The sequence below is a fragment of the Psychrobacter sp. AOP7-B1-25 genome, from assembly GCF_052376195.1.
In the GTDB taxonomy this organism is placed as follows: Bacteria; Pseudomonadota; Gammaproteobacteria; order Pseudomonadales; family Moraxellaceae; genus Psychrobacter.
Window position 1 is genome coordinate 259,519 of sequence record NZ_JBQSVK010000003.1, and the last position, 19,574, is coordinate 279,092.

15 protein-coding genes are annotated in these 19,574 nt (G+C 42.4%); 4 read left to right on the forward strand and 11 right to left on the reverse strand.

What is annotated here, in order from left to right; all coding sequences use genetic code 11:
- Nucleotides 1-220: 220 nt before the first annotated feature.
- Both bioB and hemJ read left to right on the forward strand, forming a co-directional pair.
- Nucleotides 221-1,363 (forward strand): biotin synthase BioB, encoded by a 1,143-nt coding sequence (bioB, locus tag ACT3QR_RS05170; RefSeq protein ID WP_444520318.1) that lies wholly within the window; start codon nt 221-223, stop codon nt 1,361-1,363.
- Nucleotides 1,364-1,408: 45 nt separating this feature from the next.
- Nucleotides 1,409-1,843, forward strand: a complete 435-nt coding sequence (hemJ, locus tag ACT3QR_RS05175) for a protoporphyrinogen oxidase HemJ (RefSeq protein WP_444520359.1) — start codon at nt 1,409-1,411, stop codon at nt 1,841-1,843.
- A gap of 179 nt (nt 1,844-2,022) precedes the next feature.
- Here the strand turns inward: hemJ and ACT3QR_RS05180 are convergent, their stop codons facing one another.
- From ACT3QR_RS05180 to ACT3QR_RS05205, 6 genes are all read right to left on the reverse strand, one after another.
- A complete protein-coding gene (locus ACT3QR_RS05180) occupies nt 2,023-2,661 on the reverse strand; it encodes a hypothetical protein (protein ID WP_444520319.1) in 639 nt (212 codons plus the stop codon).
- A gap of 263 nt (nt 2,662-2,924) precedes the next feature.
- A complete protein-coding gene (locus tag ACT3QR_RS05185; RefSeq protein ID WP_444520320.1) occupies nt 2,925-3,416 on the reverse strand; it encodes a hypothetical protein in 492 nt (163 codons plus the stop codon).
- 118 nt (nt 3,417-3,534) lie between these two features.
- Nucleotides 3,535-4,251: a ribonuclease PH gene (rph, locus tag ACT3QR_RS05190; RefSeq protein ID WP_444520321.1), complete on the reverse strand. Its 717-nt coding sequence runs from the start codon at nt 4,249-4,251 to the stop codon at nt 3,535-3,537.
- 181 nt (nt 4,252-4,432) lie between these two features.
- Nucleotides 4,433-6,232, reverse strand: coding sequence for an AMP-binding protein (locus tag ACT3QR_RS05195; protein ID WP_444520322.1), 1,800 nt, complete (start codon nt 6,230-6,232; stop codon nt 4,433-4,435).
- A gap of 496 nt (nt 6,233-6,728) precedes the next feature.
- Nucleotides 6,729-8,456, reverse strand: a complete 1,728-nt coding sequence (locus tag ACT3QR_RS05200) for an AMP-binding protein (protein ID WP_444520323.1) — start codon at nt 8,454-8,456, stop codon at nt 6,729-6,731.
- 350 nt (nt 8,457-8,806) lie between these two features.
- Entirely contained in the window at nt 8,807-10,597 is a 1,791-nt protein-coding gene (locus tag ACT3QR_RS05205; protein ID WP_444520324.1) for a vWA domain-containing protein, read from the reverse strand.
- Nucleotides 10,598-10,930: 333 nt separating this feature from the next.
- Here ACT3QR_RS05205 and parC point away from each other — a divergent pair, with 333 nt between their 5' ends.
- Nucleotides 10,931-13,240 (forward strand): DNA topoisomerase IV subunit A, encoded by a 2,310-nt coding sequence (parC, locus tag ACT3QR_RS05210; protein ID WP_444520325.1) that lies wholly within the window; start codon nt 10,931-10,933, stop codon nt 13,238-13,240.
- A gap of 119 nt (nt 13,241-13,359) precedes the next feature.
- On the opposite strand, the gene ACT3QR_RS05215 is transcribed toward parC, so the two are convergent.
- The 3 genes from ACT3QR_RS05215 to ACT3QR_RS05225 form a co-directional block, all read right to left on the reverse strand.
- Entirely contained in the window at nt 13,360-13,839 is a 480-nt protein-coding gene (locus tag ACT3QR_RS05215) for a hypothetical protein (RefSeq protein WP_444520326.1), read from the reverse strand.
- 123 nt (nt 13,840-13,962) lie between these two features.
- The gene (locus ACT3QR_RS05220) at nt 13,963-14,427 is read right to left on the reverse strand and encodes a BLUF domain-containing protein (RefSeq protein ID WP_444520327.1); all 465 of its coding nucleotides are present in this window, start codon (nt 14,425-14,427) and stop codon (nt 13,963-13,965) included.
- Nucleotides 14,428-14,862: 435 nt separating this feature from the next.
- Entirely contained in the window at nt 14,863-15,369 is a 507-nt protein-coding gene (locus ACT3QR_RS05225; RefSeq protein WP_444520328.1) for a hypothetical protein, read from the reverse strand.
- A 298-nt stretch (nt 15,370-15,667) separates the two neighbouring features.
- Here ACT3QR_RS05225 and ACT3QR_RS05230 point away from each other — a divergent pair, with 298 nt between their 5' ends.
- Nucleotides 15,668-16,498: an HAD family hydrolase gene (locus ACT3QR_RS05230; RefSeq protein WP_444520329.1), complete on the forward strand. Its 831-nt coding sequence runs from the start codon at nt 15,668-15,670 to the stop codon at nt 16,496-16,498.
- A gap of 102 nt (nt 16,499-16,600) precedes the next feature.
- Here the strand turns inward: ACT3QR_RS05230 and ACT3QR_RS05235 are convergent, their stop codons facing one another.
- Together ACT3QR_RS05235 and ACT3QR_RS05240 are read right to left on the reverse strand one after the other, a co-directional pair.
- Complete coding sequence (locus ACT3QR_RS05235; RefSeq protein WP_444520330.1) at nt 16,601-18,220, reverse strand: AbgT family transporter; 1,620 nt, start codon at nt 18,218-18,220, stop codon at nt 16,601-16,603.
- 325 nt (nt 18,221-18,545) lie between these two features.
- Entirely contained in the window at nt 18,546-19,373 is an 828-nt protein-coding gene (locus tag ACT3QR_RS05240) for a 3-oxoacyl-ACP reductase (RefSeq protein ID WP_444520331.1), read from the reverse strand.
- Nucleotides 19,374-19,574: the final 201 nt, after the last annotated feature.

Consider the following 19,574-nt stretch of genomic DNA (forward strand, 5'->3'; position numbering starts at 1 on the left):
CTAAGCGGTTGTCATTGGTAGAATGGATGATATAGAACTAAATAGTTACTATTTGTGTGCGCTACTGTGACAATTATACATACTGCTTAGTAGTGTTCTGATTTTCTAAAAAGGTTGCGGTATACTATACGGCAACCTTTTTTGTTACCTTATAAATGACAATAGATAAAAATATTGGTTTTATTTAATACCCTCCAATTCTTATAAAAGGACTTACCTTATGGCAGGATTGCTTAGCATCTCCGAACCTGACGCCACTCAGCCAGATACGGCCAACAATGACTTTTTGGCCAGCCTAGCAACAGACGCAGCTCAAACTGATAGTAAAGCTCCCTCCACGTACAGCCGTGACGAGATTGCGCAGCTGTTTGATTTACCTCTAATGGACTTGCTATTACAAGCACAGACCATTCATAGAAAACATTTCACTGCCAATGAAGTACAAATCAGCACGCTACTCTCTATCAAAACAGGCAACTGCCCTGAAGATTGTGGCTACTGCTCACAGTCCGGCCACCACCGTGATACCACTAAACTACAAGCAGAAAAACGCATAGAAGTTGACAAAGTCATCGCTGCGGCAAAACGTGCCAAAAATAGCGGGTCGTCACGCTTTTGTATGGGTGCTGCGTGGAAACACCCAAGTGCCAAAGATATGCCCTATGTAGTTGAGCTAATCAAAGAAGTAAAAGCTTTAGGACTTGAAACGTGCATGACGCTGGGTATGCTCGATACCAATCAAGCAACTCAACTGGCTGATGCAGGACTGGACTACTACAACCATAACCTAGATACTTCGCGCAGCTACTATGAGCAAGTCGTTAGCACGCGTAGCTATGATGAGCGCTTAGACACGATAGAAAACGTGCGTAACTCTGGCATCAATGTCTGTAGTGGTAATATCGTTGGTATGGGTGAGAGCCGTGATGACCGCATCGACTGGGTGCTTGAGCTGCTAAAAATGCCAAAAGCACCTGAATCGATTCCCGTTAACTTACTGGTACCTATTGCAGGCACACCAATCGGTGATAAAATACTGGCTGAAGGTCAACTGTCTGTACTTGAATGGATTCGTACGATTGCGGTCGCACGTATCTGCTGTCCGACTAGCTACGTGCGTCTATCTGCTGGCCGTGAAAGCCTATCAGATTCTGAGCAAGCCCTGGCATTTATGGCAGGTGCCAACTCATTCTTTTATGGTGACAAGCTTCTTACTACTGGTAACTCAAGCCAATCAGGCGATGATAGACTGATGCGTGAGCTTGGCCTAACCAAACAGTTTGCCGCACCAAGAGCACCTAAAGTATTGCCTGTCATGGATGCGATGAATGGTCATCAAACACAAGTAGTATTGGCAGATTAAGCCAAAACCAAGCTAAAAAATATAAGCTAAGCAAGAGAGACTATGATGGCAGATTATTTTAACTGGATTAAAGCGGCACACATCATCTCGATGGTCTGCTGGTTTGCGGCGATATTCTATTTGCCGCGCCTGTTTGTCTATCATGCGATGAGCGATGATACTATCAGCCAAGAGCGCTTTAGCATTATGGAGCGCAAGTTATATCGCGGCATCATGACTCCATCGATGATAGCAACATGGATCTTTGGTCTATGGATGTTAGGGTTGGGCTGGGATGTGTACAAAACCCAAGGTTGGCTACATGTTAAATTGCTCTTAGTCGTGCTGCTATCAGGCTATCATGGCGCTTGCGGCTTATATCGTAAAAAACTGATTGACAACCCACACTATAAAACGCATAAGTTTTGGCGTTGGTTTAATGAAATACCAGTGTTTGCGTTAATATTTATCGTTATTTTAGTCGTGGTAAAACCGTTTTAGGTTCAGAACAATCATCTAACCTGCGAAAAAAGCGTCCGTCACTTTAACCAGTGACGGACGCTTTTTTTTGAATTTAATATAGCTTGTAGATTAGATAAAATTAATACCGTTAGCTGTATATTTTGAACCTGCCATTCAATTTTAACTGCTGCTAGATCTTAAATCCTGCACACTGAGTATCAGACGCTAGGGCGCATAATTTGATAAACATTACTTAAGTCATAAACGCGATAACGAGCTGGTTCGCGGCGGTTTTCGCCAGCATAACTTAATATCAATGCTTGCTTGGCACGCTCATCGACCCAACCAACAAACAGGCCGCTATGCTCGACGCCATTGTAGCCATGGTTGATATAATAGAGCCAGTCGCCTGCTTCAATTTCGCTACTACTAGCATAAGGCCCTTGCGCATAAGTGCCTTTGTGTATGGTATTACGCGATACCCCTGCCCGATTAAATACAGCATTTAAATAATCCCAGCAGCCACCCTGAATAATTGTGCGCTCGTTAAGGGCCATTTTACGTGCGGTACTGACCACCTCACGCGCCGCTGGACTACTTTGATTTTCTGCATTGCTAAGTAGCGGTAGATACTCACTATCGACATTGTCATAGTTACCTGATAAAAATGCTGGTAGTACTGTAGGCGCTTGACGTGTTACCTCAGGATAAACATGTGCTGTGCTTGTCACTGATTGTCCTGACTTCTGGGCGATAAGCATACTCATACTATCTGCATTGGCTTGCCCCATCATGCCACAGGTAAACAATAAAAAGCCACACGACGTGGCGACTGACGTTATAGACAAACGCGACATGACTAACTCCTTGTCAACTAGATCTCAATGACAGTCTCAATAATAAGAAAGATGAACTTTATAACCCTACTTATAAACTATTTATGCACAAATCCGCAAGCACTATTCACCTGCGATAGGTGATAGACAGTAGAAGTGTACTAGTGAATGGCTATATTGGAGAGACGCGCTGAGTAAGACTTGAAATGAGATTTGAACTAGAAGTTTAGGTAAGACAAAGATAATCTCTTTGCTTTGGTACAGTACAGTGTTTGGCGATGATGCTAGTTACTCTTCATTTTGATATTTACATGGCGTTTCGTTAGCGCTTGTCCTTCTAAAATAGCTTTCGTAGCTTTTGCCTCCTGAGCACTCTCAAAACCAGTAATACGATATTTTCGGACATCACTGCTATCGACAATCTGTAATTGCTCGTCAATCAGCGTTACCTTATCGCCGTCAATCAAATGAATATGCTCACGCTTACCTAGATTGTCATGAACCAACTCACCAGCCCTTACCCACAATGTGCCGCTGCTAATCATACCACTCATGGCTTTCTTGTGTTGTTGGCGCTTTTTGTTGAAAATAAAGCTACCAATGATGAGCAGTGCAAGCGCACCGATGGCTAAGCGCTCAGGTAATAAGCTCATCGCCATGGCCACTGCGACCGCCCCTACTAACAATGCAGAACCAAACCAAAACATGCCATTATCAGCAGCATTTGCTTGCCCTTGTAAGGTGATTTTGGCGCCATCATCAGTCAGCTTTAGCATATGTTATTACCTATTACGTGATGTACGAATATCTTCTATTAAAAAACTGCCCATTAGCAGCTAACAGGCAGTTATTGAGACTAAACACAAAGACAATGTGGTGTGTATAAACGCTAGTCTACCAACCAAGCGCCGTCTGTTGCATTTCAATCAATTCAGCAATGCCTTTTTCAGCTAATGACAGCATAGCATCTGCTTGCGCACGAGTGAACGGCTTTTCTTCAGCAGTACCTTGCAGTTCAATGTACTCGCCTTTTTGGGTCATTACGACATTCAGATCGGTATCGCAGCTAGAGTCTTCTTCGTAGTTCAGATCAAGATAGGCTTCACCATCTTTCATACCAACAGAAACCGCAGCAACCAACCCGATTAGCGGATCTGTTTTGAGTTTTTTGGTCTTTTGAATACTCTCTAGCGCATCGATAAGCGCAATCGCAGCACCAGTAATACTAGCCGTACGAGTACCACCATCCGCTTGCAACACATCGCAATCAAGATAGATGGTGTTTTCACCAAGTTTGCTCAGATCAATCATGGCACGTAGGCTACGACCAATCAAACGCTGAATCTCTTGCGTACGACCTGACTGCTTACCGCGAGCTGCTTCGCGCTGATTACGAGTGTTAGTCGCGCGTGGCAACATGCCATACTCGGCTGTGATCCAACCTTTGCCTTTACCCTTGAGCCAGCGCGGCACACCAGATTCTACACTGGCAGTACATAGTACTTTGGTATCGCCAAAACTTACCAGTACTGACCCTTCAGCATGCTTCGTATAGTGGCGCTCAAAGCTGATCGAGCGAAGTTGGTCAAGCTCACGATTGTCAATACGCATAAAAATTCCTAGTACAATATTATAAAAGCAGTGTCACAAAAACACCCATCAGTCGTCAATAAACGCATTGATAGGTATATAGTCGACTAAAATCCTAAGATATCCTAACGTGACAGCGGCGCAATAGCAAGATTCGCACCTGCCATCACGCCACCGTTATCAATAGAATGTCAGATATAAACTATTCTAAACCTTCCATCTTACGCAATTCCTTACGTAGGATTTTGCCAACGTTCGACTTTGGTAATTCGTCAACGAACTGAATGCTACGTGGACGTTTATAGCCAGTCAATTGCTTTTTACCAAAAGCGAGTAACTCGTCCTCGGTCACTTCACCTTTCTTGACCACAAACAGCTTTGGTTCTTCGCCGCGATCATCGTTTGGTACACCAATAGCACCACATTCTACGACTGCTGGATGCTCGCTCATCGCTTCTTCGATTTCGTTTGGATAGACATTAAAGCCAGATACCAAAATCATGTCTTTTTTGCGGTCGACAATTTTGATAAAACCTTTTTCGTCCATGATACCGATATCGCCAGTTTTTAAGTAGCCACTAGCCGTAAAGGATTCAGTAGTTTCTTTCGGACGGTTCTGATAGCCAATCATAACCTGGGGGCCTTTTACGCAGATTTCACCACGGTCGCCCATAGCCACTATATTTTCGTCATCATCAATGAGTACGATATCAGTACTAGGTGCAGGAATACCGATTTTTCCGGTAAATTCTGCAATGGTCATTGGGTTAAATGCTACTACAGGTGAAGTCTCAGACAAGCCATAACCTTCAACGATAGGCAGGCCAGTTATTTTATGCCACTCTTTCGCTACGCTAGGCAATACTGACATACCGCCGCCGATAGAAGCTTTTAGATTAGAAAAATCCAAATCAGCAAAGTTATCTTTGTGTACTAAACCATTAAACAAGGTATTCACAGCAGGGATAAATGCTGGCTTATACTTGGCCATCTCTTTGATAAGCCCATCAAGGTCACGTGGATTCGGAATGAGGAGCGAAGCATAGCCTTGGTACATGCTGCACATACCGCAGACCATAAATGAAAATACGTGATATAGCGGCAGTGCGGTCAAAATCACATCTCTACCATCTATATCATCATCAAATGCACTATTCATCAGCGCACTGACCTGTAGCATATTGGCGACTAGATTGCCGTGAGACAGCATCGCGCCTTTCGCTACTCCCGTTGTACCACCAGTATATTGCAGTAAAGCCACATCGCTCAAGTTCAATTCAGGACGCTGGTACTTACTGGCTGACTCTGCATTCAAAGCATGCTTGAAGCTCACGCTATTCGGTATGCTATAAGCAGGAATCATTTTTTTAATATGACGAGCTACGAGGTTGACCACTGCTCCTTTAATCGTACCTAGCATGTCACCAATGGTACATACCACTACGTGCTCTACCTGACCTTTGTCTTCCGCATCTTGATACGTCTTGGCAAAGTTTTCTACGATAAATAGCGCTTTAGCACCACTGTCGTGCAACTGATGCGATAGCTCACGGCTGGTATATAGAGGGTTCACATTGACCAACACCATCCCTGCACGAATGATACCCAAAGCGACAACTGGATACTGTAAGACGTTGGGCATCATTACCCCAACTTTATCGCCTTCGACCAGTCCTAGCGACTGCAAATAGCTAGCAATCTGTCGGCTATATAGGTCTAATTGCTTAAACGTAATCGATGAACCCATGCAGATATAGGCAGGTTTTTGGCCATAACGACTAAAATTACGCTCAAACACATCGAGTAAAGAAGTATTGTCTTCTGGCATCTCGATAGTCGCATCGATACTATAACGCTCATAAGCATTCAGCCATGGACTGTCACCATCGATGGTCGGCATAGTAGGAAATGCATTGCTTTGATAAGTATCGTTAGCAGTATCGGATTTATCATTAGTTTCAGCGCTATTATCTGTCGTATTTTTATTAATATTATCCGTCATAATTTTTCCTAAACGTTACTGTTAAAAAACATTGAATATGCTAATGGAAACACCATTTTTATGATTATCGCTGACAGCAGAAGCTTATGAATAAAAAATAGATAAGTATGATCGGGTTTATCATTCATAAGCTTTGCAAATTAAAAGGCAGCACTGAGTCTATGATAAATAGTACTATCACTCAGAACGACCACGTCGAAAACGATATGTACTACTATGATTTTACTGGTTACCTTGAGCAAAATCAGTATTATTTTTTAGCTAAAAACAAAAATATATCGATGGGCACTATAGCAGTTTTAATAGATATTCTCTATTAATAGTACTGTCACTCACAAATGTCAAAAGCGATAAACACAAAAAAATGATAAGACAGCATGGTTGCAGCCTTATCATTTTTAGTTACTACAATATCTAGTCGTGTAGCATTTTCACAGGTATCTTTTATTAATACACATACCTATCAAACACATCTCTAAATGCATGTATTGGTAAATTAACCGTGGTTCTTTTCTTCCAGTACGCGTAGATCTTTACGCAAAATCTTACCAACGTTCGATTTTGGTAGCTCATCAATAAATTCAACACGGCGCGGACGCTTATAACCTGTTAAGTTTTCTTTACCGTACTCAAGAACTTCGTCAGTGGTCAAGCTCTCATCATTGCGTACGACATAAATTTTAGGAATCTCGCCGCTTTTCTCATCGTCGATACCAATGACACCGCACTCCAAAATCTTAGGATGGCCAGCCATGACTTCTTCGACTTCGTTCGGATAAACGTTGAAACCAGATACCAAAATCATATCTTTTTTGCGATCAACGATGGTCACATAACCGTTATCCGCCATGATACCGATATCACCAGTACGGAAAAATCCATCTGCTGTCATAACTTCAGCCGTCGCATCTTCACGGTTCCAATAGCCTTTCATGACCTGTGGGCCACGAACACTAATCTCACCGCGCTCACCAAGTGCTACTTCATTACCTGTATCATCCAAAATTGCCACATCCGTTGCTGGCATCGGTACACCAATGGTACCCGTGAATGTTTTACTGTTACTAGGGTTAGAGGTTGCTACTGGTGCTGTTTCAGACAGGCCATAACCTTGAATGATAATATTACCAGTTACTTGACGCCATTTTTCTGCTGTTGGACTCAGTACTGCCATGCCACCGCCCATCGATTGACGTAGCTTGCTATGATCCATCGCTATAAATTCTTCGTTATTGGCAAGCGCATTAAACAATGTGTTGACCGCTGGGAAGAACGCTGGTGGATTGGCTTTATATGCTTTTAACAAGCTATCAAGGTCACGTGGGTTTGGTACCAATAGCACCACACAACCGCGATACAGACCGAACATACCACATACGGTGAATGAGAAAATATGATACATCGGCAATGCCGTCATAATCACAGGTTGCTCACCTCTTTGATCGAAATCATCAAAAGCGGTGCCCAAAAAGGTATTAGACTGAATTAAGTTTGCCACTAAGTTTTTGTGCGTTAGCATCGCGCCTTTTGCCACACCTGTCGTACCACCGGTATACTGTAGGACGGCGATGTCATCAAGCGTGATATTGGTTGGACGCTTATATTTACTAGCCGTGACTTGCTTTAGTGCAGTTTTGAAGCTAATGCTATTAGAAATACTGTAGTCTGGTACCATTTTTTTGACATGGCGGACGACCGTATTAACCATAAAGCCTTTGAGCGTACCCATCAAATCGCCCATACCCGTAATCACGACCTTATCGACCACATTGCGACCGATGTCTTGATAGGTTTTGGCAAAGTTTTCGACCATGATCAGCACTTTGGCGTCTGAATCAGTCAATTGATGCTCAAGCTCTCTGGTAGTGTACAAAGGGTTGACATTGACTAAGGTAAAGCCTGCACGTAGTACAGCGATGACAGAAATCGGCAACTGCAAAATATTGGGCATCATGACCGCAACTTTATCGCCTTTGACCAATCCTAATGACTGTAGATAAGCAGCCATTTGACGGCTGTATAAATCTACTTCTTGGAAGCTTAACGATGAACCCATGCAGATATAAGCAGTTTTATCAGCATTTTCAGCGAAGCTTTTTTCGAAAATATCGATAAGTGACGTATTGTCCGCTGGCAACTCGATGTTGTACTCCAGACCAAGTTCTTCATACGTTTTTAACCAAACTTTATCGTCACGACGGGTTAAGTTTCCTTGATTTTCCATAATCTTTTCTCTCCTAGTAATAATACATTACCGTCAACCCACGCCAATCACAGTGTGATAAATATACAAAAAGTCAAAGTCTTGCCTATCATCATGAAAAGCAAGGCTGCGACATGTTTGTACAGTGCTGAGCGAACAATACAGCGGTAAATAACCCTTTGTTTATTAACATACACACTTTATAGATAGTACTCAATATAAAAGATTGCTACACCAGTTCGCAAATAGGCTTGACGCCCAATATCCTTATGTATATCAACATATTATGTTAAAAACACCAGTTATACCACTAGGAAATGTGACTCTTGACTTTTACTCCTTAATGACCACGCCAACATGATATCTGCTCACTATCGGCTATTTTTTAGCGCACTATCCAGCTCAGTTAGCGTCACAAAGTTGCGACGAGTACCGTCAGCATCGCTACTTGGTCTATCTGCGATACTACTTTTGGCAAGCTTGGTACTATCACTATATTGCCAGTCATTGATGTAATCGCTTTGAGTCAAGCGTTGACCAAACCCTGCTACTGCCATCACAAATTGGGTATCGATACTGGCTTTATCTAGAGCATAGCTAGCTTTGTTAATCGGTTGGCTAACAAGTTTGGAGCTACCACCTGTCGGTGCTTTATAACGAATTTTTAGGTAGCCAAGCTCGTTAGCGTTCTGGTTATTATTCAAACTAGTACTGGCATTGCTATCAGTATAACGGCGATCGCTATATAGACCTTTTTGACCCTTTGGTGTCACCTCAAATAAAGCAATAACCGCCTTGCCTGCTCCGAGCTCACCTGCATCAACTTTGTCATTATTGAAATCCTCTTCAGCCAGTACGCGGTTTTCATAACCAATCAAGCGCCACTCACTCACCACATCAGGATTAAACTCAACTTGGACTTTTACGTCTTTAGCAACGGTATTAAATGTCGCGGCTAACTCATCTCCAAAGACTTTTTTTGCTTCCGTTAAGCTGTCAATATAGCTGTAATTACCATTGCCGTTGTCCGCCATCTGCTCCATCATGTGATCATTAAGATTGCCACGACCAAAGCCAACGGTAGACAAAGAAATATCGCGATCGCGATTGGCTTTTACCAAATCCAGCATCTCATCAACATCACTAATACCGACATTAAAATCGCCGTCCGTTAGCATCATGATTCGATTGATACCGTTCTTTCTTAGTCCTTGCTCAGCTTGTCTGTAGGCCAATTTAAGAGCATCTTCTCCATTGGTTGAACCTGAAGCATTTAATCCCTCGATCGCAGCCAATATTTTTGCTTTTTGATTACCACTGGTCGCAGGCAGTGCCACACTAGTACTACCTGAGTAGGTCACAATACTGATGCTGTCTTGGGCGCGCAGTTGCTCTGTTAACAGTTTAAGCGACGACTGGGCCAATGGTAGCTTATCGCGCGACGACATAGAGCCTGAAACATCTACTAAAAATACAAGATTGGCAGGTGGCATAGACTGCTTATCCGTTTTTTGTGACCAACTACTATCAACGGCTTTGATACCAACCTTGACTATTTTATTATCTTGACCAGCTTTATCCCAAGGTGAGTCTACTACTTCAGTTGATACAACAAATGGTGCTCTACCCATACGTTTGCCATCATCAAACTGATAGTTAAAATAATTAATCAACTCTTCTACACGTACGGCATCGACGGGTGGCAGTTGACCTTCATTTAGGTATCGGCGCACATTGGCGTAGCTGCCCGTATCAGTATCGATAGACAAAGTAGATACCGCCATATCCGTAGTTCGATGTACAGGGTTTGCTTCATTTTTTTGATAGTTGTCTTTTGCCTCTGGTGTGACGATGATACGCGGTGATGGGCTTACGATACTTGTCTGCACCGCAGAGCGCATCATCTGTTGGCTCGTGACTGCGCGCTTAGCACTGGGTGATGCCATGATAGATTCTGACACCACTGCTGCATCTTGATTGACTGTGCTGTTTGTCTCGGCTGGTAGCGGCTTACTCATTTGTGAAGGGCTACAGGCTGTTAATCCTAGACTGGCTATAGCACTAATCAATAGTACATTTCTAGTGGCGTTTTCTCCTATGTGCCTGCTTTTATTTTTTAGCATCGTAGAGGTGGAAACGTAGGATAAAAGGTCAAACGACATAATAGAAATTCCTTATTGTAAGATAATTCGGTAACGACTTGTCCGTGTCAATAATCGTACTCTTAGTTGTTGATGATGGAACACTAAGACATTTATTAACCATACAAAAAATAAATATTAGATTTACTATACTTAACTTAATCTATAAAAGCTATGAACCACAACATGATGAAAAGTCTTTATAAGTCCTTATTTTAAGCACGTCATGACTTGTCGTCTATTATGACTTATACCTTTTTAATTCTGCTAATTTCCTTTACGATAGCACTATCCTATTTTTGTGCTTGACCCCATTATCTATACCTATTAAAACTGATAAGTGAATCCTATTTTATGCCTGATGTTATTGATCATACGATTGCTCCAACCATTCCCAATGAACCGATGGATACCCGTTCAGTCGCAGAGTTCACTGAACAAGCCTATCTCAACTACGCCATGTACGTCATCATGGATCGGGCGCTGCCAAATATCGCTGATGGTCTAAAACCTGTTCAACGCCGTATCGTCTATGCCATGAGTGAGTTGGGCTTGAAAGCCACCGCCAAGGCCAAGAAGTCTGCTCGTACGGTCGGTGACGTATTGGGTAAATATCATCCGCACGGTGACAGTGCGTGTTATGAGGCGATGGTACTGATGGCACAACCGTTCAGCTATCGCTATCCGCTTATCACGGGTCAAGGTAACTGGGGCAGCCCAGATGATCCAAAGTCATTTGCCGCGATGCGTTATACCGAAGCCAAAATGTCAGCTTACGCCAATACCTTACTTGCAGAGTTAGGTCAAGGTACGGTCGATTGGCAGGATAACTTTGATGGCACGATGCAAGAGCCAACCACCCTACCTGCCCGCCTGCCCAACATCTTGCTAAACGGTACAACAGGTATCGCGGTCGGTATGGCAACCGATATTCCACCGCACAATCTCAATGAAGTGGTGCGTGCATCTATTCGCTTGCTCAAAAATCCCGAGCTATCGGTGAAACAGCTTACCCAATCGATACCAGCGCCAGATTTGCCAACACCAGCGGAAATCATTACCAGCAAAAAAGACTTGCAAGCGATGTACGAAACAGGACGAGGCAGCTATAAAATGCGTGCCACTTTCCATATTGACTCTAAAGAGAAAAATCTCGTCATTATAGATGCGCTGCCGTATCAAGTATCAGGCAACAAAATCCAAGAGCAAATCGCCAAGCTCATGACCGATAAAAAATTGCCTTGGGTCACAGATATCCATGATGAGTCAGATCACGAAAACGCTTGCCGTATCGTGCTTGAATTAAAATCAACACGGGTCGATGTCGATCGTGTTATGAGTCATCTGTTTGCCAGCACGGATCTAGAAAGCAACTACCGCGTCAATATGAACATGATTGGCTTAAACGGTAAACCGCAAGTTAAAAACCTCAAAGAGATATTAGAAGAATGGCTAGTGTGTCGCCGCTCAGTGGTCACCCGCCGCTTGGAGTACCGCCTCGATAAAATCGACAAACGCTTGCATATTTTGGCAGGCTTACTAATTGCTTATCTCAATATCGATGAAGTCATTCGCATCATTCGTGAAGAGGACGACCCAAAAGCAACCTTGATGCAGGACTATGATCTGACTGATATTCAAGCCAATGCCATATTGGATATTCGTCTACGTCAGCTGGCAAAGTTAGAGGAAATCGAGTTACGTCGTGAGCAAGATGAGCTAGCCGCTGAACGCGCCATCATTCAAGAGTATTTGGACAATCCAGATAGCTTGACCAACTTGCTGATTGAAGAGCTGACCGCTGATATGAAAGAGCACGGTAATGAGCGTGTGTCACCATTGGCAGAACGCGAAGAAGCTCAAGCACTAAAAGAGTCTGACCTTGTGCCGAGCGAGCCTGTCACTGCTATCTTGTCAAAAGCGGGTTGGATTCGCGCTGCTAAAGGTCATGATGTCGATGCTGCTGGCATGAGCTATCGCTCAGGTGATAGCTATCAAGCGCATGTGCGCGGTAAGTCCAACGAGAGAATATACATACTCGACAGCACTGGACGCAGCTATAGCATTGACGCACACAATCTTGCTTCAGCGCGTGGTCAAGGCGATCCGTTGACCAGTGTGCTAAAGCCACCAGCAGGTGCTAGCTTTGAGCAGCTGCTAACGGGGGCTGACAATCAACGCATCATTTTGGCTAGCTCAGCAGGTTACGGTTTTATCAACACGCTTGGCAACCTAGACAGCAATCAAAAAGCGGGGAAAAATATCATTAATCTCGCAGCTGAGAGCCGCTTACTCCCTGTGGCCCGTATCGATGCGCCAGTGGCAACGACTGCTAATGCTGACGGTGAAAGCACCGATGCAAAGGTAGCGCCTGACCATGTCGCCGTTGTGACCAATGCGGGGTATTTACTGATATTTGCCCTTGATGACTTGCCTGAACAAGCTCGAGGTAAGGGCAATAAACTTATTAAATTAAAGGATGGCGAAGAGGTGCTCGCTATCACGCCACTCAGTCAACAAGACAGCCTAGTCATTACTGCTGGTAAACGTCATGTGACACTCAAGCCAAATGACTTGTCTAACTATACGGGTGTGCGTGGTAATCGTGGTGGTCAGTTGCCAAGAGGCTTTCAGAATGTGACGAGTGTTGAGGTTGCAACATAACTTTTGCTTCTCATTACAACCTACTCTCTGCAATAAAAAAGCCGCCTATACGTGTGTATAGGCAGCTTTTTGGTGCTCACTAGAATAACTAACTGTGACAGTAAGTGATTATTAGCTATTTAAGGTTTATTGGCTTCAGCGCCTTCAAAAACTGCTGTCAAAAAGCTTTCAATTTGAGTACTTTTCATTAGATAAGGATTGAAGTCAGAACCTGCTGAGAAGCTTTTTAAGGCATACTCTTCATCTTCAACGCTTGACGTCAAATGTTTGATTAAATAACCATCCCATGTACAGGATTCTATTTCTTCTAATTTAACAATATTAGGTATAATCTTAGAGTGTTCATCGAATATTTTCGCTAGTGCAACATTAACAGCAGGTCTTGAGCCTTGAATGCTCTGAATAAAATAACTTTCATTAATCACCAACGCTGAAACTAGCCCACTTTCATCAAAATATCTTCGCCACTGCTCAAGAGCTCTAGTCAACTCTATACCTGTTTTCATTTCTATATTTTTACCGATATACGTTAGGCTAATCAGCAGATGCTCGCCATGTCTTTTCTTATTTTCTGAAGTTTGATTTGTCGTTGTGTGCATAGGAAACCTTATTTATAAAAATTTTATCTAAATCAAAAGACACTTCATAGACGGCTTTTTTATGCTGGTTAGAGCAGACAGCCTTTATACTGAGCAGAACTTACGCGTTTATAACCTTTTGAATTAATTACCTTTAAAAATCGCTGTCAAAAAACTTTCAATTTGAGTGCTTTTCATGAGATAAGGATCATAGTCAGAACCTGCTGAGAAACTCTTTAGTGCATACTCTTCATCTTCAACGCTTGATGTCAAATGTTTGACTAAAAACCCATTCCATTGACGCGATTCTATTTCCTTTATATCAACAATATTAGGGAAAATAGTTGAATGCTCATCAAGTATTTTTTCTAAGGCAGTATTGATAGCAGGCCTTGTTCCTTGAAAGCTTTGAACGAAATAACCTTCACTAATAACTAAAGCTGAAACTATATTGTTTTCTTCAAAATATCTGCGCCAATATTCAAGTGCGCGAGTTAGCTCAACTCCCGAATCTAGATCGACGTTTTTAGCAATATACGTCATGTGGATAAGAATGTGCTCGCCGTGTCTTTTTCTATTTTTTACAGTATCACTTGTAGCTGTATGCATGATAAAATCCATTTATAAATGATTAAACTGAATCAAAAGACATCTTAAAAAAACACCATCAATAGTATTACTAACTTATAACCGCTCTCTATAATCTACCATGATCCTCTTCGAGTAATGATATAAAGTTTTGACGAAATATCATGTCAACATTTGTCAGATTATAATTATACTATAAAACCTGACACCATAGCAGTGATACCATTATTCTAATAACTAAAAAGTCTACTCTATATCTGCCTATAACCGTATTTTATTCATAAAAAATTAATCAACAAGTCGGCTTTATTGACTAGCCATTGCAGACCTTCAGTTTATTATACTTATTACGCTAGCCCAATTATCAATATTCGAAACACAATTCACCCTCAGTAGAAAGCCGCCTACAGCAGGTATAGACGGCTTTATTGCATACCAATTGAATAAACTAACGTATCAATACCGACCCATCTCAATTGTTGTTTCAGCAAGTACCGAATCACCCTGCCATGCTTGTACATCTACTGTGTATAGATGGTTTTTACCACCAGAGCAAGGTGGCTTGTATGCTCCGCCCGCCTCACCCTTACGGCTGCGGTATTCTGCGACCATCTCAATACCTACTGGCACTTCGTACGTATGGCCAAATACTCGTGGCACCTCTGCACTTGTAGCGCCTTCTGGTAGTGCGAACTCTACAATGCCATGTCCACCGTGTTGCATACGTTTATTGCTTACATCGTTGTAGACGAATACCAAGCTTTCCGCGCCTACTGGAATATCTGAGACAGTCATGCTGGGCGTGGCTGGACTTTTACCATCATAGTTCAGACACTGCTGCCCTTCAGGTATTTTTTTACCGTCCCAAGCGGCATCGTTAAATTTAACATCCATTGCAAGAGCATTAGTAGATAAAGCCAATGTTGCCAAAACGGTAACCGATTTTAAGGTGAAAAACTTCATACTTGTTCCTTTAGGTAGCTGCTGCATTAATAATGATAGTCCATCTCATTTTGTATATTAGTTTTGATAATTGAATATCACCTTATAATAAATCGATACGATTGAGTTAATCATATCGTTTAGCATTTTTGTTAATCCTCTGGAAAAGCGATGAGCAACTTCACTAGCCATCATACGAATACTGAATCAGCAAGTATGTTTATAGCATCATAGGTTACTCGATAGGTACTTATCTGATTAGGTGCGTTGTAGTAATATCTAATGTATTATCTAGACGACTAAAAATAATAGGATCATCATGTTTATCGAAGATAAGATTGCCACAGAAAGTATGACTATTAAGATTTCGACACCCAAAATTATCTTCTTTGACATTGATGATACTTTGAGTCGTAACGGTATTATCGCTGAACATAATAAAGCCACGCTTGAGCAGCTTGCTGATACCGATATTAAGCTAGTGATTTCGACTGGTCGTTCTAAAGCTATATTACCTGAAGATATTTTGTCGTTGCTTGATGCGAACATATTGAATGCTATTATTTGTATGAATGGGCAATATAGTTTTGATAAAAGTGGCAAAATCAGCCACTACCCATTATCTGCTGAGCAAACAGATAAAATCGTGCGCCTGTGCCAGCAGAGTGATTTGATTCATAAGTTTGATTCTGCTACTCATATCGCTTGGTCGGGCGAAAATGAACGTTTGCGCGAGTTCAATGCTGTCACGCCCAATTCTATTGTTGATCCTGATTACTACAAAACAAATACCGTCTATCAGTGCTCGGTATTTTTTAATAACCAGCAAGAAAAAATGCAAGACATCGACTTTGCCCAGTATGATTTAAAACTGGTACATTGGCATCAGATTGGGGCCGATATATTACCGGTCGATGCGTCCAAGGCGCGAGGTATTATAGATATCTGCAAATATTATGGGGCGGATGCAAGTGAATGTATGGCGTTTGGTGACGGATTCAATGACTTAGAGATGTTTGATTTGGTTGGGTTTGCTGTGGCAATGGGCGATGCGCAGCCAGCTTTAATAGAACGCGCTGATTTCGTCACTGGAACGATTGAAGATTATGGTATTCAAACCGTGCTTGATCAGCTAGATATAAAGTTGTAAAAACATCCAAGTAAATGAAGCCATTAACATTCAATAAAAAAGCCCTTACTAAATCATTAGTGAGGGCTTTTTATTATCAATATATTTTCTATTACTATCTAATTATTGTGCTGGATAAAAAGTCTCTGATCCCGGACCAACTGGCAAACCAAGTACAAATACCCAAACAGAGAATAAGATTGTCCAACCAATCAAAAACGCCATCGAGTATGGCAGCATCATGGCCATTAAGGTTCCTACACCTGTGTTCTTTTTATAGCGCATAGCAACTGCCAAAATAAGGCCGAAATAGCTCATCATAGGCGTAATAATATTGGTAGTCGAATCACCGATGCGATAGGCTGCCTGAATCATTTCTGGCGCGTAACCTGTGAGCATTAGCATAGGCACAAAGATAGGTGCGGTCACCGCCCACTGCGCTGATGCTGAGCCGAGCATCAAGTTGACCACTCCACATATCAAGATAAAACCAACCAATAGTAATGGCCCAGTTAGGCCAATATCGCTCAAGAAAGTCGCGCCAGATACGGCCATTACTGAGCCCAAGTTTGACCACTTAAAGAACGCGGTAAACTGTGCAGCAAAAAATACTAATACGATATAAATACTTAACGAGCTCATAGCGTTGCTCATAGCATCGACAACGTCTTGATTGCTCTTGATGCTACCGGTAATCTTACCGTAGATATAACCTGGAATCGCAAAGAATACAAAGATAAAGACCACAATGCCTTTTAAAAATGGTGAGCCTGATACTAAACCTGTCTCTGCATTACGCAAGATGCCATCGGCAGGCACTACTGTCCACGCTAACAATAAGCAAAATATCAACATGCTGATACCTGCCCACAGTAGACCTTTTTTCTCAAGCGATGATACTTTTTCAATTTGCGTCTCTAGCACAGAGGTATCGTCAGCATCCTTAGGGTTATACTCCCCTAAACTTGGTTCAACGATTTTTTCAGTGACAAAGTAACCCAAACCACTGATCAAAAAGGTACTGGCGATCATAAAGTACCAGTTGGCCTCTGCACCAACGGTATAAGCTGGATCAATGATACGCGCTGCTTCTTGGGTAATCCCTGATAACAAAGGATCTACTGTCCCTAGCAGCAAATTAGCACTATAACCACCTGACACCCCAGCAAATGCTGCTGCTAGACCTGCTAAAGGATGTCTACCTAGCGAGTGGAAAATCACCGCCGCAAGTGGTATCAGTACCACGTAACCTAGTTCAGCAGCCGTGTTTGACATGATGCCTGCAAAAACGATGGTAAAGGTGACCATCTTTTTGGGAGCATTCATGACCAGACCTCGCAGCGCAGCTGATATCATGCCAGAGTGTTCAGCGATACCGACACCCAACAACGCTACTAGCACCGTACCTAGCGGTACAAAACCAGTAAAGTTGGTCACAAGATTTTCGACGATACGAGCCAAGCCCTCACCGTTCAATAGGTTGACGACTTCGATCATCCCATCAGCGCTACGTCCGCTTGTACCTTCTGGTCTTGGGTCAATAACCGACACGCCAAAATATGACATGACAGCTGAGAGCACCAACAACAGCACAGACATCCAAACGAATAAAATAACAGGATGCGGTAATAAATTACCGAGCCATTCGACGCCCTTTAAAAACCGCTGCATACGAGAATTTTGTTCTGCTGCATCGAAATCGTTGTGTGGCGGACTACCATTTGGCGAATTACTTCCTTGCATATCCCATTACTCCAATCAAAACTTAAGCACAGTGAATGTACTTAAGGTATATAAGAAATTGATAAAAGAATGGAATTGAAACATAGTTGACAATTAGAAACAAATATTTTCGTATTAACAAACAAAAAGTTTGTAACTATATGCAACCTATAAATCACAAGAATCTAAAACTGTAGTACCAAAAATAGAAAAGGCGACAAATCGGAATATATCCAACCTATCGCCATTTAAAAATATCTCAGGACTAAATAAGTGTAGCTCCCTATTTTATAAAATGGCAAACGAGCTAACACACAGTATATGGAATCTTAGTACCTACCTGCTATCAAGGCATCGTTAAGCCACCATCGACAGCGATAGATTGTCCAGTAATAGCCATACTCAAATCAGATGCCATAAGTAGTACCGAATTGGCAAAATCAGCAACCGAAGTCGCTTGGCGTAGCGGCGTTGTAGTAGCGATATAATCAAATACTTCCTCTGTAGTCAGGCTGCTTGCATCCGTAGTCTTTAACAACCCACCTGCCAGCAAGTTAACTCGAATACCATATTGTCCTAGCTCACTTGCTAAGTTGCGCGTTAGCCCAATGAGTGCTGATTTAGCAGTGGTATAGTCGTAATAAGTAACCACTGGATTGTAGACAAGGTTGGTCGAGATATTGATAATTTTACCCACTTGCTGCGCTTTCATTTGTGGTAATACTGCTTGTACTGTATTAAATGCACCTTTAACGATACCATCCATCTGCTGCGAGAAATGCGACCACTCTACGGTTTCGATACTGGTGTACGCAGCACTTGGATTGAACTGATAACTCGGTAAGGCATTATTGACCAATATATCGATACGACCATAACGAGTGACAACTTCAGCTGCCATTGCCTGTACTTGCTCAAGCTCGGTGACATCTGCCTGATAAACAAATGCCTGACCGCCTGCGCAGATGATATCAGCCACTACCTTCTCAGCAGCTTCTTTACTGTTAAGGTAGTTGACGCAAACGGTTGCGCCTGCCGCTGCCATTTGCTGAGCAATCTGTGCACCAAGCCCACGACTGGATCCAGTCACTATGGCGACTTTATCTGTGAGCAAGGCTGGTATAGCTGAGTGGTTTTTGTTCAAGACGTTTTGAGTTGAAGTGCTTTCGGTCATTGTGCTGTATCCTTTATTATTATGGTATGGTCAAGGCTTATTATCTCTGAGCTTACGTTCATCATACTCCGATCAGCGCCAATCATAGCATGGTTATATACTATCTTTTTCCGACTCGACGTCAGCAGCTTGCTAGCAACTTTACTCAAAGCTACCTGTCATTACGTTCGTTTTGCTACTCACCTCATTAAGCCAACCAGT